Annotated in this window: 24 protein-coding genes and 1 pseudogene; 21 read left to right on the forward strand and 4 right to left on the reverse strand. The window is 55.8% G+C overall.

Translation table 11 applies throughout. The features are described 5' to 3' along the window. The 17 genes and pseudogenes from ACEQU8_RS03700 to ACEQU8_RS03780 all read left to right on the forward strand — a co-directional run. Positions 1–474, forward strand: a pseudogene (locus ACEQU8_RS03700) (ParB/RepB/Spo0J family partition protein); the annotation flags it as partial. Between the two features lie 41 nt (positions 475–515). After that, the gene (locus tag ACEQU8_RS03705; protein ID WP_370261554.1) at positions 516–959 is read left to right on the forward strand and encodes an ATP synthase subunit I; all 444 of its coding nucleotides are present in this window, start codon (positions 516–518) and stop codon (positions 957–959) included. A gap of 2 nt (positions 960–961) precedes the next feature. After that, the gene (atpB, locus tag ACEQU8_RS03710; protein WP_370261556.1) at positions 962–1,822 is read left to right on the forward strand and encodes a F0F1 ATP synthase subunit A; all 861 of its coding nucleotides are present in this window, start codon (positions 962–964) and stop codon (positions 1,820–1,822) included. Between the two features lie 88 nt (positions 1,823–1,910). Further along, complete coding sequence (gene atpE / locus ACEQU8_RS03715) at positions 1,911–2,153, forward strand: F0F1 ATP synthase subunit C (RefSeq protein WP_256763350.1); 243 nt, start codon at positions 1,911–1,913, stop codon at positions 2,151–2,153. A gap of 75 nt (positions 2,154–2,228) precedes the next feature. Then, positions 2,229–2,699 carry a F0F1 ATP synthase subunit B gene (locus tag ACEQU8_RS03720; protein ID WP_370261558.1) on the forward strand — a complete coding sequence of 157 codons (471 nt, stop codon included), beginning with the start codon at positions 2,229–2,231 and terminating at the stop codon, positions 2,697–2,699. Positions 2,700–2,723: 24 nt separating this feature from the next. Further along, the gene (locus ACEQU8_RS03725) at positions 2,724–3,257 is read left to right on the forward strand and encodes a F0F1 ATP synthase subunit delta (RefSeq protein WP_370261559.1); all 534 of its coding nucleotides are present in this window, start codon (positions 2,724–2,726) and stop codon (positions 3,255–3,257) included. A 31-nt stretch (positions 3,258–3,288) separates the two neighbouring features. Then, positions 3,289–4,830 (forward strand): F0F1 ATP synthase subunit alpha, encoded by a 1,542-nt coding sequence (gene atpA / locus ACEQU8_RS03730; protein ID WP_370261561.1) that lies wholly within the window; start codon positions 3,289–3,291, stop codon positions 4,828–4,830. A gap of 75 nt (positions 4,831–4,905) precedes the next feature. Further along, positions 4,906–5,775, forward strand: a complete 870-nt coding sequence (atpG, locus tag ACEQU8_RS03735) for a F0F1 ATP synthase subunit gamma (RefSeq protein WP_370261563.1) — start codon at positions 4,906–4,908, stop codon at positions 5,773–5,775. 37 nt (positions 5,776–5,812) lie between these two features. Continuing rightward, a complete protein-coding gene (gene atpD / locus ACEQU8_RS03740; protein WP_370261564.1) occupies positions 5,813–7,204 on the forward strand; it encodes a F0F1 ATP synthase subunit beta in 1,392 nt (463 codons plus the stop codon). A 66-nt stretch (positions 7,205–7,270) separates the two neighbouring features. Next, positions 7,271–7,690: a F0F1 ATP synthase subunit epsilon gene (locus ACEQU8_RS03745; RefSeq protein ID WP_370261566.1), complete on the forward strand. Its 420-nt coding sequence runs from the start codon at positions 7,271–7,273 to the stop codon at positions 7,688–7,690. A 142-nt stretch (positions 7,691–7,832) separates the two neighbouring features. Further along, on the forward strand, positions 7,833–8,222 hold the full coding sequence (locus tag ACEQU8_RS03750; protein ID WP_370261568.1) for a hypothetical protein: 390 nt from the start codon (positions 7,833–7,835) through the stop codon (positions 8,220–8,222). 38 nt (positions 8,223–8,260) lie between these two features. Then, positions 8,261–9,085 carry a metallophosphoesterase gene (locus ACEQU8_RS03755; RefSeq protein WP_370261570.1) on the forward strand — a complete coding sequence of 275 codons (825 nt, stop codon included), beginning with the start codon at positions 8,261–8,263 and terminating at the stop codon, positions 9,083–9,085. Further along, positions 9,082–9,873, forward strand: a complete 792-nt coding sequence (locus tag ACEQU8_RS03760) for a hydroxypyruvate isomerase family protein (RefSeq protein WP_370261572.1) — start codon at positions 9,082–9,084, stop codon at positions 9,871–9,873. The genes ACEQU8_RS03755 and ACEQU8_RS03760 overlap by 4 nt, the downstream gene beginning before the upstream one ends. 48 nt (positions 9,874–9,921) lie before the next feature. Further along, entirely contained in the window at positions 9,922–10,353 is a 432-nt protein-coding gene (locus tag ACEQU8_RS03765) for a CoA-binding protein (protein ID WP_370261574.1), read from the forward strand. A gap of 25 nt (positions 10,354–10,378) precedes the next feature. Further along, a complete protein-coding gene (gene hemE / locus ACEQU8_RS03770; RefSeq protein WP_370261576.1) occupies positions 10,379–11,473 on the forward strand; it encodes a uroporphyrinogen decarboxylase in 1,095 nt (364 codons plus the stop codon). Between the two features lie 332 nt (positions 11,474–11,805). Next, positions 11,806–13,839 carry a primosomal protein N' gene (locus ACEQU8_RS03775; protein ID WP_370261578.1) on the forward strand — a complete coding sequence of 678 codons (2,034 nt, stop codon included), beginning with the start codon at positions 11,806–11,808 and terminating at the stop codon, positions 13,837–13,839. Positions 13,840–13,898: 59 nt separating this feature from the next. After that, positions 13,899–15,899 (forward strand): UvrD-helicase domain-containing protein, encoded by a 2,001-nt coding sequence (locus ACEQU8_RS03780; RefSeq protein ID WP_370261580.1) that lies wholly within the window; start codon positions 13,899–13,901, stop codon positions 15,897–15,899. A 12-nt stretch (positions 15,900–15,911) separates the two neighbouring features. On the opposite strand, the gene ACEQU8_RS03785 is transcribed toward ACEQU8_RS03780, so the two are convergent. From ACEQU8_RS03785 to ACEQU8_RS03795, 3 genes are all read right to left on the reverse strand, one after another. Continuing rightward, on the reverse strand, positions 15,912–16,295 hold the full coding sequence (locus ACEQU8_RS03785; RefSeq protein WP_370261582.1) for a response regulator: 384 nt from the start codon (positions 16,293–16,295) through the stop codon (positions 15,912–15,914). 71 nt (positions 16,296–16,366) lie between these two features. Further along, positions 16,367–16,999 (reverse strand): NAD(P)H-binding protein, encoded by a 633-nt coding sequence (locus tag ACEQU8_RS03790; RefSeq protein WP_370261583.1) that lies wholly within the window; start codon positions 16,997–16,999, stop codon positions 16,367–16,369. Then, positions 16,996–17,904 (reverse strand): SDR family NAD(P)-dependent oxidoreductase, encoded by a 909-nt coding sequence (locus ACEQU8_RS03795; protein ID WP_370261586.1) that lies wholly within the window; start codon positions 17,902–17,904, stop codon positions 16,996–16,998. Before ACEQU8_RS03795 ends, ACEQU8_RS03790 begins: the two co-directional genes overlap by 4 nt. A 137-nt stretch (positions 17,905–18,041) precedes the next feature. Here ACEQU8_RS03795 and ACEQU8_RS03800 point away from each other — a divergent pair, with 137 nt between their 5' ends. Continuing rightward, positions 18,042–18,719, forward strand: coding sequence for a TetR/AcrR family transcriptional regulator (locus ACEQU8_RS03800; protein ID WP_370261588.1), 678 nt, complete (start codon positions 18,042–18,044; stop codon positions 18,717–18,719). Positions 18,720–18,857: 138 nt separating this feature from the next. On the opposite strand, the gene ACEQU8_RS03805 is transcribed toward ACEQU8_RS03800, so the two are convergent. Further along, complete coding sequence (locus ACEQU8_RS03805; RefSeq protein ID WP_370261590.1) at positions 18,858–19,394, reverse strand: cytochrome c5 family protein; 537 nt, start codon at positions 19,392–19,394, stop codon at positions 18,858–18,860. Positions 19,395–19,567: 173 nt separating this feature from the next. Between ACEQU8_RS03805 and ACEQU8_RS03810 the strand changes: the two genes are divergently transcribed. From ACEQU8_RS03810 to ACEQU8_RS03820, 3 genes are read left to right on the forward strand one after another with little or no spacing between them, the layout of a single operon-like run. Then, positions 19,568–20,128, forward strand: a complete 561-nt coding sequence (locus ACEQU8_RS03810; protein WP_370261591.1) for a cytochrome b — start codon at positions 19,568–19,570, stop codon at positions 20,126–20,128. Between the two features lie 13 nt (positions 20,129–20,141). Continuing rightward, positions 20,142–20,720, forward strand: a complete 579-nt coding sequence (locus tag ACEQU8_RS03815) for a YceI family protein (RefSeq protein WP_370261593.1) — start codon at positions 20,142–20,144, stop codon at positions 20,718–20,720. 44 nt (positions 20,721–20,764) lie between these two features. Beyond that, entirely contained in the window at positions 20,765–21,367 is a 603-nt protein-coding gene (locus ACEQU8_RS03820) for a YceI family protein (protein WP_370261595.1), read from the forward strand. The last annotated feature ends 79 nt before the right edge of the window (positions 21,368–21,446 follow it).

Consider the following 21,446-nt stretch of genomic DNA (forward strand, 5'->3'; position numbering starts at 1 on the left):
GGCGTGCAACGTTTGATTCGCGAGTTTAATCTCACGCACGAAGATGCAGCCAATGCCATCGGTCGATCCCGCAGTGCAACAAGCAACATGCTGCGCCTGTTGAACCTGGCCGAGCCCGTGCAAACCATGTTGCTGGCTGGCGACATTGAAATGGGCCATGCCCGCGCGTTGCTCACCTTGTCAGCCGCAGAGCAGATTGCATGTGCCAATGAGGTGGTCAACAAACGTCTGTCTGTGCGCGAAACCGAGAAACTGGTCAATGATTGGGCGAGCGACAAAGACCGTGTGGCCAGCAAGGCTTCTCAAAATCAAGATGTCCGGCGTTTGGAAGAGGGCCTGGCCGACTGGATGGCTTGCGCAGTGGCGCTGAAGGCCTCGCCCAAAGGCAAGGGCACCTTGACCATCAAATTCAACAATCTCGATGAATTGGACGGTGTTTTGCAGCGCATTGGTTTTCCAAAAGAAGAGTTGTAATGCAGGGCCGCGGCGGCCTTGAAAAATAAGCCGGTTTTTGTTTGACGAAGGCCAAGGCAAACCCCTATAATCTGCGGGTTTGTCAAAAACACATGCGCCATCCGGGGGATCAACGCCCCAAAATTGGGCAATGTGGCAGCGCAGCAAAAGTCATGTGGAAAATTATCGGACTCCAGTGGGTCGTTGGAGCAGCAGTGTGCTTGCTCATGTTCTTGGTGTCCGCCAACCATGCGCAATCGGCGTTGTGGGGGCTTGTGGCTGTGGCTGTGCCGAGTACGCTGTTTGCTGCCAGGCTCGCCTTGGGCAGTAAAACGCCAGTGGGCGGCACGGTTGTGTTTTTGGCTGGAGAATTCCTGAAGGTTGGAGCAACCATCGCGATTATGTTTGTAGCGAGTCAGGTCGACCCGAACTTGGTTTGGTGGTCCCTGATCCTCACCGCGGTGCTCACCCTCAAAAGCTATTTTTTGGCATTTTTCTTGAGATAAGTATGGCATCTTCAGAGCACGGGCTAACCCCCTCAGATTACATCGTCCATCACTTGCAACATTTCGCCACAGCGAAGCAAGGTTTCATTGTTGATTTCTCCGTGATCAACCTCGACACCATGTTTTTCTCGCTGCTCTCTGGCTTGTTGGTGATCTTCTTCCTGCGCAAAGCTGCACTTAAAGCGACCTCGGGCGTGCCGGGTCGTTTTCAGGGATTCGTCGAATTGCTGGTTGAAATGGTGGAGTCCCAATCCAAAGCCATCGTGCATGGCGACCGCACATTCATCGCACCCCTGGCACTGACCGTGTTCTGCTGGATCGTGGTCATGAATGCTTTCGACTTGGTGCCTGTGGATTTGATTCCCATGGCCTGGGGCCAGCTGCTGTATAGCCTGGGCCTGGCTGCCAGCCCCGGCGATCCCTACATGCGTGTGGTGGCCACGGCCGATCTGAACGGCGCATTGGGCATGTCCCTGGGTGTGTTGTGTCTGATGCTGTACTACTCCGTCAAAATCAAAGGCGCGGGTGGCTTTGTGCACGAGTTGTTCTGTGCTCCTTTCGGTGCCAATCCGCTGCTGTGGATCCCCAACTTTGTGCTGAACCTGATTGAATTTGCTGCTAAAACCGTGTCTTTGGGCATGCGACTGTTCGGCAACATGTATGCGGGTGAATTGGTGTTCATGCTGATCGCTTTGCTGGGTGGTGCTGCGGCACTGTCCTTGGGTGGTGCTTTCGCCTTCCTCGGTCATATTTTGGCCGGAACCATTTGGGCGATTTTCCACATTTTGATCGTGTTGTTGCAGGGCTTCATTTTCATGATGCTGACCCTGATCTACATCGGTCAGGCGCATCAGGGTCACTAAGGCCCCAAAGCGGTTGGTAATTCATAACAAGATTTGAAGTTTTTGGTTTTTTTAATTTTCACTTTTTTAAATTGAAGGAGTTGTCGTCATGACTAACGTTGCTCTCGTAGCTCTCGCTTGTGGCCTGATCATTGGTTTGGGTGCGATTGGTGCCTGTATCGGTATCGCGATCATGGGTGGTAAGTACCTGGAAGCCTCCGCTCGCCAGCCCGAACTGATGAACGAACTGCAAACCAAAATGTTCGTTTTGGCCGGTCTGATCGACGCTGCGTTCCTGATCGGTGTTGGTATCGCGATGATGTTCGCATTCGCCAACCCCTTCGTCGGTTAATTTACAGCCGCTTCCTTCGAACAACACCGCACGGACGTTTTTAAGTTTGTCCGTGCGTTTTAGAGGAAACATGCCGTGAACTTAAACGCAACGCTGTTCGCGCAGCTGATCGTTTTCTTCATCCTGGCTTGGTTCACCATGAAATATGTGTGGCCGCCCCTGATGAAAAACATCGATGAGCGTGCAAAGAAAATCGCAGACGGCCTGGCCGCTGCTGAACGTGGCAAGCAAGCTTTGGCTGATGCAGGTCGCAAAGCTGAACAGGAACTGGCTCAAACCCGTTCCGAGAATCAGCAGCGCCTGGCAGAAGCAGAAAAGCGCGCCCAGCAGATCATTGAAGAAGCAAAACAACAAGCCGAAGTAGAACGCAAGCGCATTTTGGCGCAGGCCGAAGCTGAGGCCGCCAACGAGGCGCAACGCGCCCGTGACCAGCTGCGTGAGCAACTGGCCACTTTGGTGGTGAAAGGTGCAGAGCAAATCCTGAAGAAGGAAGTGAACGCTCAAGCCCACGCTGATTTGCTGAATCAACTGAAAGCTGAGCTGTAAGCCCAACGCTGAAGGAAACAAAACATGGTCGAACTATCCACCATCGCCCGTCCTTACGCTGAGGCTGCATTTGAAGTTGCAAAAACTTCGAACATTGCCCAGTGGAATGATTGGCTGCAGTCGTGGTCGGCAGTGGCAAGCAACGACAACATTCATTTGTTGGCCAGCAACCCTAAGTTGTCTGACCAGCAAGTGTTGGACTTGTTTGTTGAACTGACCAAGACACCGGCGGATGCGCCTGCTAGAAACTTTCTTGCGGCGCTCGTGGAAAATGGCCGTTTGCTGGCCCTGCCAGAAATCGCTCGACAGTTCGTGGAATTGAAGAATGCGCACGAAGGCGCAGCCGATGCAGTGATTGCGTCGGCCTTCCCTTTGGCTGACTCTGATGTTCAGAACATCCGTGGCGCACTGGAGAAAAAATTTGGTTCCAAGCTGAACATCACTGTTCAGGTGGACGAGTCCCTCATCGGTGGCGTTTGCGTCACTGTGGGTGATCAGATTTTGGATAGTTCGGTGCGCGGCAAACTCAACGCGATGAAGGCGGCTTTGACAGCCTGACTTGGCCTCAAACGAAATTGGAGCAATCAATATGCAGATTAATCCCTCTGAGATCAGTGAACTGATCAAGAGCCGGATCGAAGGCCTCGGATCATCGGCCGACATCCGGACACAAGGTACAGTGGTGTCCGTGAGCGACGGTATTTGCCGCGTTCATGGTTTGTCCGATGTAATGCAGGGCGAAATGTTGGAATTCCCCGGCAATACATTCGGTTTGGCGCTCAACCTGGAACGCGATTCCGTGGGTGCTGTTATTTTGGGTGAATACGAGCACATTTCTGAAGGCGACCAGGTCAAGTGTACCGGCCGTATTCTGGAAGTGCCCGTGGGCCCCGAACTGCGTGGTCGCGTGGTGAACGCACTGGGTCAGCCCATCGACGGCAAAGGCCCCGTGAATGCCAAGCTGACCGACGTGATTGAAAAAGTGGCGCCTGGCGTGATTGACCGTAAATCGGTGTCCCAGCCAGTGCAAACCGGTATTAAAGCGATTGACTCCATGGTGCCGATCGGCCGTGGTCAGCGTGAGCTGATCATTGGCGACCGTCAAACTGGTAAAACCGCTGTGGCCGTTGACGCCATCATCAACCAGAAAGGCAAAGGCGTGACCTGCGTTTACGTGGCTGTGGGTCAAAAGGCCTCTTCCATTCAAAACGTGGTTCGCAAACTCGAAGAGTTCGGCGCGATGGACTACACCATCGTGGTTGCTGCTTCCGCTTCCGAGTCTGCCGCTATGCAATACCTGGCACCTTACTCGGGTTGCACCATGGGCGAATACTTCCGCGATCGCGGCGAAGACGCCTTGATTGTGTACGACGATCTGTCCAAGCAAGCCGTGGCATACCGTCAAATTTCCCTGTTGCTGCGTCGTCCTCCCGGCCGCGAAGCTTACCCAGGTGACGTGTTCTACCTGCACAGCCGTCTGCTGGAGCGTGCCTCCCGCGTGAACGAAGAGTATGTTGAAAAATTCACCAAGGGTGAAGTGAAGGGCAAAACCGGTTCTTTGACCGCCCTGCCTATCATTGAAACCCAAGCGGGTGACGTGACAGCGTTCGTTCCAACCAACGTGATTTCGATCACTGACGGTCAGATCTTCCTGGAAACTGACCTGTTCAACGCCGGTATTCGCCCTGCGATCAACGCGGGTATTTCGGTGTCTCGCGTGGGTGGTGCAGCGCAAACCAAAGTGGTTAAAAAGCTGTCCGGTGGTATTCGTACCGACTTGGCCCAGTACCGCGAACTGGCTGCGTTTGCGCAGTTTGCTTCTGACCTCGACGAAGCAACCCGCCGTCAGTTGGAACGTGGTAAGCGCGTGGTTGAATTGCTCAAGCAGCCTCAGTACGCTCCCCTGCAAACCTGGGAGTTGGGCCTGGCTTTGTTTGCGATCAACAACGGTTACCTCGACGACGTGGAAGTCAAGAGCGTTCTGGCCTTTGAATCTGCATTGCGTCAGTTCATGTTGACCAGCCACAAGGATTTGATTGACCGCATCGAGCAGACCCAGGAATTGTCGAAAGACGACGAGCCCAAGCTGCACGAGGCTGTAAAGTCATTCAAGAAAACTGGCGCGTATTAATCAGAGCGATCTGTTTATACCACCGCATAACCAGGAGGGCCCACGGGGCCTCTCCCGGTGATTGGAGGAAATACGATGTCAGGAATGAAAGAAATCCGGAACAAGATCAAGAGCGTTCAAAACACGCGCAAGATCACCAAGGCGATGGAAATGGTGGCCGCATCAAAAATGCGGAAAGCCCAGGACCGTATGCGTGCGGCTCGTCCCTACGCAGACAAGGTGCGCAACATTTGCGCCAACCTGTCCAAGGCCAATCCTGAATATCGCCACGAGTACATGGTGGCCCGCGACACCATTAAAAATGTCGCAGCCATTGTTGTAACAACCGACAAAGGTTTGTGCGGTGGTTTGAACACCAACGTGCTGCGTTTGGTCACCAACAAGTTTCAGGAATTTGAAGCCAAAGGTGCCAAGGTTCGTGCAACAGCAGTGGGCTCAAAAGGTGTTGGCTTTTTTAACCGCATTGGCGTGGAAGTGACGTCCAAAGTGGTTCAGATGGGCGATGCGCCCAACCTGGAGAGCCTGATCGGCGCCATCAAGGTGCAACTGGATGCGTATGTGGCTGGTGAAGTGGATGCCGTGTACCTGGCCTACACCCGTTTCGTGAACACCATGAAACAGGAAGCCGTGTTTGAGCAATTGCTGCCCTTGGGTGGCGATCGCCTGCAGGCCGATGAAGGCAGCATGTCATGGGACTACCTCTACGAGCCCGATGCCAAAGCCGTGATTGACCAGCTGTTGCTGCGTTACATCGAGGCGCTGGTGTACCAGGCTGTGGCCGAGAACATGGCTTCTGAACAATCGGCCCGTATGGTTGCGATGAAAGCCGCGTCTGACAACGCCAAGAATGTGATCAATGAACTGCAACTGACCTACAACAAAGCCCGCCAGGCTGCCATTACCAAAGAACTGGCAGAAATTGTGGGCGGCGCTGCTGCGGTTTAAGCGAAGTTCTGAACGATTTTGAATTAAGGAAGAAACGATGAGTACTGCGACTAACGAAGGAAAAATCGTACAGTGTATCGGCGCGGTGATTGACGTGGAGTTTCCCCGTGACCAAATGCCGAAAGTGTACGACGCGCTGACCATGGAAGGTTCCGAACTCACTCTGGAAGTTCAGCAGCAGCTGGGCGACGGTGTGGTTCGTACCATCTGTTTGGGTGCATCAGACGGCTTGCGCCGTGGCATGGCTGTTAAAAATACAGGCAAGCCAATCAACGTGCCCGTGGGCCAGGCCACTCTGGGCCGAATCATGGACGTGTTGGGCCGCCCCATTGACGAAGCTGGCCCTGTGACAGCCGAGCAAACACGCGCCATTCACCAAAAAGCCCCCTCTTTTGATGAACTGTCCCCCTCGCAAGAATTGCTGGAGACCGGCATCAAGGTGATTGACCTGATTTGCCCGTTCGCCAAGGGCGGTAAAGTGGGTCTGTTCGGTGGTGCCGGTGTGGGCAAGACCGTGAACATGATGGAGCTGATTAACAACATCGCCAAGCAGCACGGTGGTTACTCCGTGTTTGCCGGTGTGGGTGAGCGTACCCGTGAGGGCAACGACTTTTACCACGAGATGAAAGACTCCAACGTGTTGGACAAAGTGGCACTGGTGTATGGCCAGATGAACGAGCCTCCTGGCAACCGTTTGCGCGTTGCCTTGACTGGCCTGACCATGGCTGAGTACTTCCGTGACGAAGGCCGTGACGTTCTGCTGTTCGTGGACAACATTTACCGCTACACCCTGGCTGGTACTGAAGTGTCCGCGTTGTTGGGCCGTATGCCTTCTGCCGTGGGTTACCAGCCTACATTGGCCGAAGAAATGGGCCGTCTGCAAGAGCGTATTACCTCGACCAAGAAGGGCTCCATTACATCGGTTCAGGCCGTGTATGTACCAGCGGACGACTTGACCGACCCATCCCCAGCGACCACTTTTGCTCACTTGGATGCGACGGTTGTGTTGTCTCGTGACATCGCCGCTTTGGGTATTTACCCTGCCGTGGATCCTCTGGATTCCACTTCGCGCCAGGTTGACCCCAACGTGATCGGTGACGAGCACTACAGCACCACCCGTGCCGTACAACAAACCCTGCAGCGTTACAAAGAACTGCGTGACATTATCGCGATTCTGGGCATGGATGAACTGAGCCCCGAGGACAAACTGGTTGTGGCCCGTGCCCGTAAGATCCAGCGTTTCCTCTCTCAGCCCTTCACAGTGGCCGAAGTGTTTACCGGATCTCCCGGCAAGTACGTACCACTGAAAGAAACCATTCGTGGCTTCAAGATGATCGTCAACGGCGAGTGCGACGCACTGCCCGAACAGGCCTTCTACATGGTGGGTACCATCGACGAGGCCTTCGAGAAAGCCAAGAAGATCCAGTAATCCGACGGGTGAACAAAGCACCGTCTGGCCTTGAGTTGGGCGGTGCGCGTCACAAAGGAAATGAGTATGTCTACAATCCACGTGGATGTGGTGAGTGCGGAAGAGTCCATCTTCGAAGGCGAGGCCGAGTTTGTGGCTTTGCCCGGTGAGCAGGGTGAACTGGGTATTTACCCTCGACACACCCCACTGATTACCCGCATCAAGCCTGGTACAGTACGCATCAAGATTGCTGGTCAAGCCGAAGAAGAGGTGGTGTTTGTTAACGGTGGTGTGTTGGAGGTTCAACCCAATGCAGTGACCGTGCTGGCCGACACCGCAGTTCGCGGTAAAGACCTGGATGAAGCCAAAGCTGCGGAAGCCAAAAAATTGGCGGAAGAGGCCTTGGCCAGTCGTGCAAGCGATGTGGATTACGCCCAAGCTCAGGCTGAATTGGCCTCGGCCATTGCTCAGCTGGCTGCGCTGAAGCGATTGAAAAAAGTGCGCTAAACAGCAATCTTTTTATGTAGTGCTCAAAAGCCGCGGTGCAAGCCGTGGCTTTTGTTTTTTGGGGTGCCGATGGCCAGTCAGCCGGAGCGCATGGAACCCCCGGGTGGTTGACGGTACACAAAGGGGCACATAAGGAGCCCCCATGAACTACGCAAAATTCGACGACCTCACGCGCGACTTATCTTCTCGTCGCCCTTCCAAGCAATTTCCAGATGGCCCGGTGTTTTATTTCAACGATCAGCCAGTCCGGTTGGTTGCCGGCGAAATGGAGGGTGTGCATTGGATGGACATTCACATTGAGCTAACCCGCTTCCGGGCCGACACCTTGCAAGCCGCCAAAAAGGTGTTGATCGCAAACCGGGAAATGGGAGGCTCTACGCCCATACCCACTTGGTTTGCCTTGAATGACCAGGATCAATTGATATTCATCAACCGCCTGGATTGGCGCCACATCAGCGCCAAAATTCTGGAAGACCACATTTTGCGTTGCATCGACCAAATGGCCAGTGCACTGCAATCTGAAGGCGTGTGACGGTTCGTGTTGAAGCAGTGCCGGGTTAAAATGAATGGATGAAAATCGCGCTTTACTCTGACCTGCACCTTGAAACCCTGCGCAGCTTCCCCGCGCTGGATTGCATTCCCACGCCACCGCCCCAAGCGGATCTGGTCATTTTGGCCGGGGACATCCACCAGGGCACCCAGGGCCTTCAGGCCTTGGCGGCATTGGGTGGCAAAGACCATGTGTATGTGTCGGGTAACCATGAGTACTACCATCACGACATCGATATTCTGGATCAGCAATTGGAGGATCTTGCAGCAGCCAAACAGCTGAACTATCTGCAACGCCGCGCCGTGACTATTCAGGGAATCCGGTTTTTGGGATGTACCCTGTGGACCGACTACAACATTCAGCCGGGATGGCGTTTTGGTGCTGAACTGGTGGCCAAAGCGTTTTTGCCCGATTACAAGCTCATACGCCAGCGTGGCAAGCCTTTTACGCCCACCATGGGCATCGATTTGCATGCGCAAAATGTTGAATGGTTGCAGGCCGAATTGTCCAAGCCCTTTGAAGGCAAAACGGTGGTGGTCACCCACCACGCGCCACACCCCCAGAGTATTCACCCGCGGTTTAATTTGAGCCCCATCAATGCAGCTTTTGTGTCTGACCTGGGCCACTTGATGGGCAAGGCTGATGTGTGGGTGCATGGCCACATGCACGATTCGTTTGATTACACCGTGCACCAAAATGGCTGCAGCACCCGCGTGCTGGTGAACCCCAGGGGCTATGTACGCAAAAAGGGAAAGGCCCGAAAAATGCAGAAAGGCGGGGGGGCCATTACCGCACAGGCCTTCGAAAATCCGTTTTTCAACCCCAACCTGGTGTTTGAGGTATGAAGCTGGCGGCCAACCTTAGCCTGATGTACACCGAATGGGCTTTTGTGGACCGCATTGCCGCCGCTGCGGAAGATGGCTTCAAGCATGTGGAATGCATGTTTCCCTATGAGTGCGCCCCCGAGCAGTTGCAAAGTGCCACAAACCGCGCCGGGGTGGATTGGCTGCTGATCAATGCGCCCTGTGGCAATTGGTCTGGAGGTGACCGTGGCTTGGCTTGTTTGCCAAATCGACGCGATGAGTTCAAAGAAGCCGCTTACCGGGCCGCTGAGTATGCCCTGGCCTTGCGTGTTCCGCATGTGCATGTGCTGGCTGGGGTTGTGAATGGTCAGCCCCATGAGCCATCGATCGAGGATGCCTGGGCCTGTTATGAAGACAACCTGCGCTGGCTATGCCGCGAAATGGCGCATCTGCCAATTGTGTGGCTCATTGAGCCCATCAACACCAGGGATGTGCCTGGCTACCTGCTCAACACGCAGGCGCAGGCCCATGCCATGGTGATGCGCATTGATGCCCCCAACCTGGGCGTGCAAATGGACCTGTACCATTGCCAAATTATGGAAGGCGATGTGATCCGGAAGCTGGAGGCGTATTTGCCCACCGGTCGGGTTAAACACATTCAAATTGCAGGGGTGCCCGAGCGTCATGAGCCCGATCTAAGCGAACTGCATTACCCGAGGGTGTTTGAATGTTTGCAGGCTTTGGCCTACCAAGGTGGCGTGGGTTGCGAGTACCGGCCAAAGCAGGGCACGCGGGCTGGCTTGCATTGGCGCTCTACTATGCGAATTTAAGGCACAATGGAGGCTCATTTTTCGCCAGCGCCCGATGCCCAGGTTGCCATGCAAGATTCTGAATTAAAAACCCTGCTGCAGAACACCAAAACCATCGCGGTGGTGGGGTTCTCGTCGCAGGCCCACAAGCCCAGTTTTTTTGTGGCCAAGTACCTGCAAACTCAAGGTTATCGCATATTGCCGATCAACCCCGCGCTTCAGGGGCGCCCCAGTGGGCTGATGGGCGAGACCTGTTACCCCGACCTGAAAACGGCCATGGAAGCCACAGGCGAAAAAATCGACCTGGTGGATGTGTTTCGCCGGGCCGAGCACACCCCCGAGGTGCTCAACCAGGCGCTGAAGGTGGGCGCAGGCGCCATTTGGTTGCAACTGGGCATACGCAACGAGCAGGTCATGAGCAAGGCCACAGCCGCGGGGTTACCCTGCGTGATGGACCTGTGCTTGAAAACAGAGCACCAGCGATTGTTTACCAACCTTTGAATGCAGCAGCCGGACATCCATTCCCATGAGTAGTTTTGTACCCCCCGTCAACGACACTTTTTTGCGTGCACTGCGCCGCGAACCCACCGAGTACACACCTGTGTGGTTGATGCGCCAAGCAGGTCGATATTTGCCAGAGTACCGGGCCACCCGGGCCAAGGCGGGTAACTTCATGGGGCTGTGCACCAACCCCGAGGCGGCGTGTGAGGTCACCTTGCAGCCTTTAGAGCGTTATAAGCTGGATGCCGCCATTCTGTTTTCAGACATCCTTACCGTGCCTGATGCCATGGGTTTGGGACTGTACTTTGCAGAAGGCGAGGGCCCGCGCTTTGAGCGTCCGCTGGTCACCGAGGAAGACGTGGCCAAGTTGGCCGTGCCCGACGTGGGCAGCAGCCTGAAATACGTGACCGATGCGGTCAGCACCATCCGCAAGGCTTTGAATGGCCGAGTGCCTTTGATTGGGTTTTCTGGTAGCCCCTGGACCCTGGCCTGCTACATGGTGGAAGGCGGTGGCAGCAGCGACTTCCGCAAGGTCAAGACCATGTTGTACAAGCGCCCGGATTTAATGCACCGCATTTTGGAAGTGACTGCAGAGGCTGTTACCCAATACTTGAAAGCCCAAATTGAGGCGGGCGCTCAGGCGGTGATGATTTTTGACAGCTGGGGTGGAGCGTTGGCCGATGGCGCTTTCCAAAAATTCAGCTTGAATTACATCAAGAAAATTGTGCGAGCGTTGCCTTTGCAGGCCAACCGGGGTGGCTTTGTTGAAGACATCCCGTCGATCGTGTTTACCAAAGGTGGCGGTTTGTGGCTGGAAGACATTGCTTCGTCTGGCTGTAGCGCGGTGGGCGTGGACTGGACTGTTAACCTGGGCAATGCGCGTGCACGCGTGGGTGAGCGCTGCGCCATCCAGGGCAATTTGGACCCCAATGTGCTGTTTGCTCAACCTGCCCAAATTGAAGCCGAGGTGGCTAAGGCGCTGGAAAGCTTTGGGCTGCCCCAGCCCGGTGTGGGCCATGTGTTCAACTTGGGGCATGGCATCTCGCAATTCACCGATCCAGCCGCCGTGGAGGTGATGGTGAATGCGGTGCACAGTTACAGCCGAAAACAAAGGCAGTGATCTCAGGAAGTTATGCACATTTTTGGCGCAAGCTTCGAGATGTTAATTTTTGCAACGCACGATGCCCGCTAAGGCTTTAAGGTCCAGCAAGTTATTGTTATATAACAATATTATTTTGTAATCGCACGCGTGCACTTTACAAAACCACGGGCATCGGTTAGTCCAATTGCGAATCGCAGTAATACATGTCCACAAAGTTATCCACAATTTGTGTGAACAAGCATGTAATTCAGCGAATTCAAGTTAGCTAGTGGAATAACTTAAAGTAAGCTGTGAACACAGACCCGAGTCCACCCCAAGCCCCCTCCCCTTTTGGGGGAACCCCTGCCCTTGTGGATGTGTGGATTGCTGCGCCGCTTCCAAACCCTTTCACTTACCAATGGACCTTGCCAGTCGCCCCCAAAAAAGGGCAGCGGGTGGTCGTGCCTTGGGGGCGGCAGCAGCGCATTGGCTTGGTGGGGGCGGTGCATGCTCACCACCAATCTGGTGCGCCGGTGGAGGACAAGGGCATCAAAGCCGTGCTGGCCTGCTTGGACGATGGCGAGTGCTTGGGCCCAGACTGGTGGCAACTGATCGATTTTGCGGCACGCTATTACCACCACCCGGTGGGTTTGATTGCCCTGGAGGCTTTGCCCAAGGCGTTGCGGGTGTTGAACGCCAAAGGGGTGGAGCCGGTGATGGTGGGCAAGGCGCGTTCACATGCATTGGCCTTAAGCAGCCCCGCCGCCAACCCCCAAGCGCCTGTCCACAAGACCATTCCGCCGCTGAACCCGGAGCAACAACAAGCGCTGCAGGCCATTGACAGTGCGCAGGGCTTTGCGCCCCATTTGCTGTATGGGGTCACGGGCAGCGGAAAAACCGAAGTGTATTTGCATGCCGTTGCGCACAGGTTGGCCTTGGGCCAGCAGGTGTTGGTGTTGTTGCCCGAGATTAACCTGACGCCTGCTGCTCAGCGCTTGTATGAAGAACGCCTGGCCCCCCACCGGGTGGCCGTGCTGCACAGCGGCCTACCCGAACTGGCGCGCACCAAGGCCTGGTTTGCTGCGGCCACGGGCAAGGCCGATGTGGTGATTGGTACCCGATTGGGTGTGCTAACCCCGTTGCCTCGCCTGGGGCTGGTGGTGGTTGATGAGGAGCACGATCCCTCTTACAAGCAGCAAGATGGCATGCGCTACCACGCCCGCGACATGGCGGTGATGTTGGCCAAATTGAAAAATGTGCCGGTGGTGCTGGGCTCGGCCACGCCTGCGTTGGAGAGTTGGCTTAAAACCGAGCAGGGCCAATACAAGCGCTTGGCCCTGCCGCAGCGGGCGGTGTCGGGGGCGCGCTTGCCCGAGGTGCACTTGGTGAACACGGCGAATTTTCCGCCCAGAGAGGGTCTGACCGAGCCAGCCATGCAAGCCTTGCAGGCCAACCTGGAAGCGGGCAAGCAAAGCATTGTGTTTTTGAATCGGCGCGGTTATGCCCCGCAGATGGTCTGCAATGCCTGTGGTTGGGTGGCCAATTGCGACCACTGCACCGCGCACATGGTGTGGCACAAAAGGGAGCGTGCCTTGCGCTGCCACCATTGCGGTGCAGGCCAGCGGGTGCCCACGCAGTGCCCCTGCTGCGGCAACCAAGACCTGACAGGGTTTGGTCGCGGTACGCAACGCATTGAAGAGACCTTGGCTGGCTTGTTGCCCACGGCCAATATTCTTCGCATTGATGCAGACAGCACCCGCAACAAAGGGCAAATGGAAGACAAGCTGGCGCAAGCCCACAGTGGGCAAGCCGATGTGCTGGTGGGCACCCAAATGATTGCCAAAGGCCATGATTTTGCCAATGTCACCTTGGTCCTGGCCTTGAATGTGGATGCGTCTTTGTATTCGCACGCCTACCGCGCACCCGAGCGTTTGTTTGCCCAGTTGATGCAAGTGGCTGGCCGTGCGGGTCGGCGGGAAGGGGCGGCCACCATGATGGTGCAAACCCGTTACCCGCAGCACCCTCTGTTTGCCGCATTGCAGGCGCATGATTACGAGCGGTTTGCCAACCACGAGATGCAAGCCCGGCGCGAGGCACGCATGCCGCCGTTCTCTTACCAGGCCACATTGAGGGCCGACCACAAACACTTGGGCAATTGTGTGCAGTTTTTAAGCCAAGCCAGGCAGTGTGCAGAGCCCTTAATGGACCCCGCAGAGCCGGTGTTTTTTTGTGACCCAGTGCCCTTGCCAGTGGTGCGTGTGGGCGGGGTAGAGCGTGCCCAAATGCTCATCGAAAGCGAATCCCGGGCGGCTTTGCACCGTTTGATCGACGCTTGGTTGCCGATGCTGTATGCCATGCCTGGTTCGGTTCGCTGGTTTTTGGAAGTGGACCCTGTGGACCTGTAGGTGGGTCTGCTACAGTACGGGCTGATATTCTTAAGGGCGCTTGCGCCTGTCTCAACTCCATGTCGTTTGGTTTAAACAAAGCCCAAAGTGAAGCAGTGAACTATGTGGATGGCCCTTGCCTGGTGCTGGCCGGCGCGGGTTCGGGCAAGACGCGTGTGATCACTCAAAAAATTGCGCACCTGATTCAAAACCATGGGGTGCGGGCGCAAAACATTGCGGCGGTAACCTTCACCAACAAGGCCGCCAAAGAAATGGAGGAACGGGCCTCCAAGTTGCTGGAAAGCAGTGAATCCAAGGGTTTGTTGGTGTGCACCTTCCACAGCCTGGGCATGCGCATTCTGCGTGAAGAACACGCCCACGCGGGTTTGAAAAACCGATTCTCCATTTTGGACGCCACCGATACCTTCGGTTTGGTCCAGCAGCTATACGGCACCACCGACAAACAATTGATTCGAAAAGCGCAGAGTGTGATTTCGCTGTGGAAAAACGGCTTGAAGGACCCGGACACCGCGCTGGCCGAATGCCAAACCGAGGACGAAGCCCAAATTGCCCGCCTGTATAAAAGTTACGAGGCCACGCTGGCTGCGTACCAGGCGGTGGATTTTGACGATCTGATTTTAAAGCCCACGCGCATGTTGGCCAGCCATGCCGAGGTGCGCGACAAGTGGCAAAACCGCTTGCGCTACCTGTTGGTGGACGAGGTGCAAGACACCAATGCCTGCCAGTATGACCTGTTGCGACTGATTGCCGGCCCCAGGGCCATGTTCACGGCGGTGGGCGACGATGACCAGGCCATTTATGCCTGGCGTGGGGCAACACTGGAAAACCTTCGGCAACTCACTGAAGATTACCCGCAGTTAAAGGTGATCAAGCTGGAGCAGAACTACCGATCCACGCTGCGGATTTTGCAGGCTGCCAACCGGCTGATTGAGCACAACCCCAAGCTGTTTCCAAAAACTTTGTGGAGCGAGCACGGGCCGGGCGAGCCGATTGTGGTCACCGCGATGGCCGACGATGAGCACGAGGCCGAACAGGTGGCCATGATGTTGAGCGGGCATCGCTTTGAGCGGCGTGCCAAGTACGGCGACTACGCCGTGTTGTACCGCAGTAATTTCCAGGCGCGTATTTTGGAGCAGGCGCTGCGCAGGCAAAAAATCCCCTACATCCTGAGTGGCGGCCAAAGCTTTTTTGAGCGGGCCGAAATTAAAGACGTGTTGGCGTACCTGCGCCTGTTGGTTAATCCCGAGGATGACCCGGCGTTTATTCGGGCGGTGACCACGCCCAAACGCGGCATTGGTCAAAAAACACTGGAGGCCTTGGGCACCTACGCAGGCGAGCGTGGCGTGTCTTTGTTTCAGGCCTTGTTTGAAACCGGGGCAGAAAGCCATTTGAATGCCGGCATGTTGGAGGCCCTGCGTACCTTTGGCCAGTTCATCAACAAACTGACCTACCGTGCTGAGCGCGAGCCTGCGGGCGAATTGCTCACGGAATTGCTAAAGACCATCGGCTACGAGGAATGGTTGTACGAGCAACACGACGAAAGAGGCGCCCAGGCCAAATGGCAGAACGTGCTGGACTTTGTGAAGTGGATGGGCGAGAAAGGTGAGGAAGACCGCCAAAACCTGATGGAACTGACCCAGAAGGTGGCCTTGATCACCATGCTAGATCGCCAAGACGATGGCACCCGACCCGATGCGGTGCAGTTGAGCACCTTGCACGCAGCCAAGGGTTTGGAGTTTCCACACGTGTTTTTGATTGGTTGTGAAGAGGCGATTTTGCCCAGCTTTGGCGAAGGAGATGGCCGGGAGTTGACCGATGAGCGGCTTGAAGAGGAGCGCCGCTTGATGTACGTGGGTGTGACCCGAGCGCAGCGCAGCTTGAATATTACATGGTGTAAAAAACGCAAGCGCGCTCGGGAATGGGTGAGTTGTTTCCCCTCGCGGTTTATTAAAGAACTGCAACTGGATGAAGACAAGCACTTGCCTGACGACACACCCAAAATGAGCCCCAAAGACCGCTTGAGCGCCTTGAAGGGCCTGCTGAACAAAGCCGCTAGCTAAAGGGGTATCTCTTCAAGCGGTTTGTCGTTGGCTGGCCAGCGCTTCTGTGACTTTGCCAATCAATTGCTCGGCTGTGAACGGTTTGATGAGCCAGCCATTGACGCCGAGTTCTTTGGCGGTTCTTACCAAGTCTTTGTCGGCGCCCGAGGTCATGATGATGATGGGCAGGCCCGGAGCCACCTGTCTCAATCTCGACGTGAGTTCCAGGCCGCTCATGCCTGGCATGTTGATGTCGGTGACCACCACATGCGGTACGCCGTGTTCAACAATGTTGCGGATGCCTTCTGCGGCGGAGGTGGCGGTGCGTACCGCCATGTTGCAGTGCTTCAGCAGCTTGGCGCAAACATTCAGGATGATTGTGGAGTCATCCAGCAGCAGGATGTTCACGGTGCTCATGGGAATCGCTGTCCATCAGAATTAACAAAACTTCATGATGGACAGAGCGAGGGGTTTCCAAAAAGCGGAAATCACTGGAAATATTCGGATTCCAAACGCTTTTCACCCGGTGTAGCTAACACCGCGCACGCCAGCATGGCTTTGGCCAAGCGATCCACTTTGACACTGCGCAGCCTTTTTGGCAGCAGCGGATTGAACAGGCGGCTGGCCAGCAGGCCCACTTCTTCGCCGAGCCGGAATTCTTCCCGCTGCCCATCGAGCAGGCCTGGGCGGGCGATGGTCAAGCTGTCAAAGCCGATGGCTTGCACGGCCTGTTCGGCCTCGCCTTTGGTGCGCAGGTAAAGACCCCTGGCCTTGGGGTTGGCCATGGTGGAGGAGTTAAGCACAAAACAGGGAGTGCCAGCTTGATGGGCCAGCACGGCGATTTGCCTCACCAGGTGCAGGTCGACGGCTCGGAACGCCTCAGCGGACCCGGCTTTGCCGATGGTGGTGCCCAAGGTGCACACCACTGCATCGGCCCGCCACCAGGAGGCCTGGGAAGGCAAGTGCTTAAAATCCACCACGGGGTTGTGCAGCTTGGGGTGCGGGGCCAAGGCGCGCCGGGTGGGCGCCACCACCATACCTACATCCGGGTGGGCCAAGGCTTGTTGAAGCACACTGTGCCCCACCACGCCTGTAGCGCCCACCAACAAAAGGGTTTTCATGCGCTTTGCGCTTCCTTTTCGGCCGCCTTGCGCTTTTTGCGGGCCAGTTGTTTGGCACGCATTTTCTTCATCTGGCCCACGATGATGGCTTGGTAGGTCTCGGGCAGGGTGCGCACCATGGCGTCCATGGCCACAGCATCGGGGCCAACCAGCACGCGGCGTTTGTTGGACTTAACCGCCTTCAAAATGATGTCGGCGGCTTTCTCGGCGCTGGTGATGAAAAACTTCTCGAAGAATTGTTTGCCCGATTCCGAGTCGGTGCCAGTGAATTCTTCGATTTGAGGCGCGGCCACGCTTTTGCGGGCGATGGCTGTTTTAATGCCTCCGGGGTGCACGCTGGTGGCCGACACGCCGCAGTTCATCATGTCGAGTTCTTGACGCAGGCTTTCGGTAAAGCCGCGCACCGCAAACTTGGTGGCGTTGTAGGTGCTTTGGGTGGGTTGGGCACACAGGCCAAACAGGCTGGAGGTGTTGATGATATGGCCATCGCCGGAGGCTTTGAGGTGTGGCAAAAATGCCTTGGTGCCATACACCACACCCCAGAAGTTGATGCCCATGATCCATTCGAAGCGATCGTAGTCGATGTGTTCGATTGGGCTGGCGTAGGCCACGCCTGCGTTGTTGAAAATCAGGTTGATCTTGCCGTGGTCTTTGGCGGTTTGCTCGGCCCAAGCGTACATGGCGTCGCGGTTGGAGACGTCCAGCATTTGGCTGGTGACCTTGACGGTTTGCCCTGCCTCTTTGGCAGCGGCTTTGCAAAGCTTCACGGTTTCGGCCAGACCTTGGGTGTCGACATCGGAGACTGACACGCTGCAGCCCTCTTTCACCAATTGCAGCGCCAGTGTGCGGCCCATGCCCGATGCGGCGCCAGTGATGGCTGCCACTTTGCCTTTAAATGATTTCATGAGTGAAGTCTCCGTGTTGTTGGTGTGGGGTGCTAAAGTACGGGCTGGCCGCAGCTTTGTATTTGACAATAGTGGTTGTCAATTTAATGGTGGGGCTTCATACTGTCAATGCCCATTTTTTGAATAAGCCTTCCAACATGAACGCCAAATCCCCAGAGACCCTTGCCAAAGCCACCGGTCGGCGTTACCGCGGCGTGTCCAATGAGGAGCGCATGGCCGAGCGCCGCATGAAGTTGATTGATGCGGGGATCAAGGTGTTTGGCTCCACGGGCTACCACACGGCCACGGTGAAAGGTCTGTGCCAAGAGGCCGGGCTAACAGAGCGTTATTTTTACGAAAGCTTTGCCAATGCCGAGGCCCTGTTTACCGCCTGCTATCTGCACATCACCGACACGCTGCGTGACAAGCTCCAAAAGATTTTGCTGAAGGTGGAGGCTGACGACCTCGAGCAGGCCACACGGGCAGGCTTGAATGTGTTTTTTACCCAATTCAAGGAAAGCCCGGAGGCCGCCCGGATTTTGCTGGTGGAGGTGCTGACGGTGAACCGTCAGCTGGAGGAGTTGTCGCTTAAGACGCTCTACAGCTTCGTGGAAATGCTCGAGACCCTGGCTCGACCCTTGATTGAACAAGGAGGCGCAGGGGTTCCCAAAAGCCAATTGAACTCGACGCTACTGGCCTCGGGCTTGGTGGGCTCGGTGCTTTACATGGCGGCCCGCTGGGCACTGGACGGCTGCCGGCAGCCTGTGGCGGATGTGGTGGAAAACGCCATGGTGATTTTTAAGGGCGTGGGGCACTGTCTGATGAACGATTGCTAAAGAGCGATGTATAACTAGCAATGAAAAAACCCCGGCATCAAGTGATGGCGGGGTTTTTGTTTTGACGGGTGCCCTACGTGGGGCTTATTGATTGGCTTGCCGCGTGGCTCGATGGGTAAGAGCCACCTGGCCTCAACCTTACTTTGCAGCTTGTTCAGCAGGCGCTTCTGCAGCGGCCTTGGGCTCGGGGGCAGTGAAGTTACCACCTGCAGCGTTGGTCATGTGGGCCACGGCGCGGGCCACTTCGATGTCGTCTAAGCTGGCCACGCCACCTTTGGCGGGCATGGTGCCAATGCCGTTGACGGCGTTTTGCCACAGGGTGTCAAAGCCCTTGGTGAGGCGGCTGGCCCATTGGCCGTTGTCGCCAAACTTGGGGGAGCCAGCTGCGCCAGCGTCGTGGCAGGCTGCACAGGCCGCCTTGTAAACCTCGGCGCCGGTTTTAAGAACCTTGGGGGCGTTGGGATCAGCGTACTCCACGGTGCCAACGGGCTTTAGGCGCTCGGCAATGGCTTCTGCGGTGAGTGCAGTGCTGCCAGCTGCGGGTTTTTCGCTGGTGGTGACATACTTGGCCAGCAAAATAATAACAACCACGGGAATCACGAAGGCTGCAACGATGGCGTAAATCAGTTGCTTGGGCGTTTTGAAAGGTAGTTCGTGTTCGTTTGAATCGCTCATACGACGTCCTGATTGAAAGCACTTGTAATGGGAAACGGGCCATGCCGTGCTACCAATTTACCCCTTGGCCTGTACGCAGCGGCAAAACAACTATAAATTGTATCTTGAAAAAGGGGCTAAGCCCAAACAAATATTGTGGAAGTTTGATCCACAGCACGCAGAGGGATTGAGTTGTGACCAGCGCTTTGCAAGAAAACCGCCGCTACGGCTGGCCCATGGTGATTGTTCACTGGGCCATGGCGCTTGGCATTTTGACGGCCTTTGGTATGGGCCTGTACATGGTGGACATTCCCGGCATTACTCCATTTAAGCTGAAGATGTTTAACTGGCACAAATGGCTGGGTGTAACCTTGTGGGCTTTGCTGCTGTTGCGTTTGCTGGTGCGCATCAATTCAAAGGTGCCTCGTTACCCGGCGCATTGGGGGCGCCGCACCATCTTGATGGCCAAGCTGGGCCATGCGGCCTTATATGTGTTGATGTTGGCGGTGCCCACTTTGGGGTATTTTTACAGCCTGGCGTCGGGCTTCCCCGTGGTGTGGTTTGGGGTAATCGAGTTGCCGGTGCTGATCGAAAAAGACCCAGCATTGAAAGACACCCTGAAATTGGCGCATGAACTTTCGGCCAAGGGCTTGGTCTTGCTGGTGGCGGGGCATGTGTTGATGGCGTTAAAGCACCACGTGCTGGACAAAGACGGTGTGCTGGGCCGAATGATCCCGGGCATGAAAGCAGATTGAGGCAGTGGATACGATGATGCAGGCAGTAAGCAGGCGGTTTGCACCGGTGGCGGTGGCGTTGTGCATGGGTGTGTTGGCCGGTGGCGTGGGTGTGGCGCAAGCTGCCCCCCTGGACGCCAGACAAAGCCGGGTGAGCGCCACATTCAAGCAATTCAATGTGCCAGTGAGCGCAGATTTCAAACAGTTTGAAGGCGATATTGTGTTTGACCCGGCCAAGCCGGACCAAGCCAAAGCCAGTGTGTCGGTGTCCACTGCAAGTTTTGACCTCGGCGACCCCATGTACAACAAAGAGGTGGCGGGCAAAGACTGGCTGGATTCAAAGGCACATCCCAAGGCCACATTCACGGTCACGTCGGTTAAACCAGCGGGTAAGGGTTACCAAGCCACCGGCGAGTTGACCATTCGCGGCATCACCAAGCCGGTGCAGTTCCCTGTGAGCATTCAAACTGCAGGTGGCATGAATACCTTCACCGGCAAAGCGACCATCAAACGGCTGGATTTCAAGGTGGGTGCCGATGGCGAGTGGGCCGACACCACCTTGGTGGCCAATGAGGTGGTGATTGATTTCAAACTGGTGGCGGCGGCCAAGTGAGCCATTGTGCGGCCCATGCCCCAATTCAAGCAAAGGAGTACAGGATGAATTTGAAGTACGGCAAACCCCTGGCGGCGGCTCTTTTAAGCGTTGGCCTGTTGAGCGCGGGCAGTGCGCTTGCCGCGGTAGACACCTACATTGTTGACCCCAGCCACACGTTCCCATCGTTTGAAGCCGATCACATGGGCGGTTTGTCTTTGTGGCGTGGCCAATTTGAAAAAACCAAAGGCACGGTGACGCTGGACAGGGCCAACAAAACAGGCACTGTGGACATTGAAATTGATGCCACCAGCCTGGATTTTGGCCATGCAAAAATGAACGAGCACGCCAAGAATGTGGACATGTTTGATGTGGAGGCCCACCCCACCATCACATACAAGGCCAACCGGATTCGCTTTGAGGGCGATAAGCCTGTGGAAGTGTTAGGTGACCTTACCCTGAAGGGCATCACCAAGCCCGTGCCTTTGAAGATTGAAACCTTCAAGTGCATTATGCACCCCATGAAAAAAGCCGAGGTGTGTGGGGCCAATGCGGTGGCTGAATTTAAGCGGACCGAATTTGATTTGGACTATGCGGTGGATCGCGGGTTTTTCCCGGAGGTGAAGGTGTTGATCGCCATTGAGGCGGTGAAGCAGCCCAAGCCCTGAGTCAATCGTTCGTTGTGAAATATAAAAAGCCCGGCGCAAGGCCGGGCTTTTTGTTGGTGCCCGTTGGTCAGCGGGCAAA

The organism is Limnobacter sp. (genome assembly GCF_964228395.1).
Taxonomy (GTDB): domain Bacteria; phylum Pseudomonadota; class Gammaproteobacteria; order Burkholderiales; family Burkholderiaceae_B; genus Limnobacter.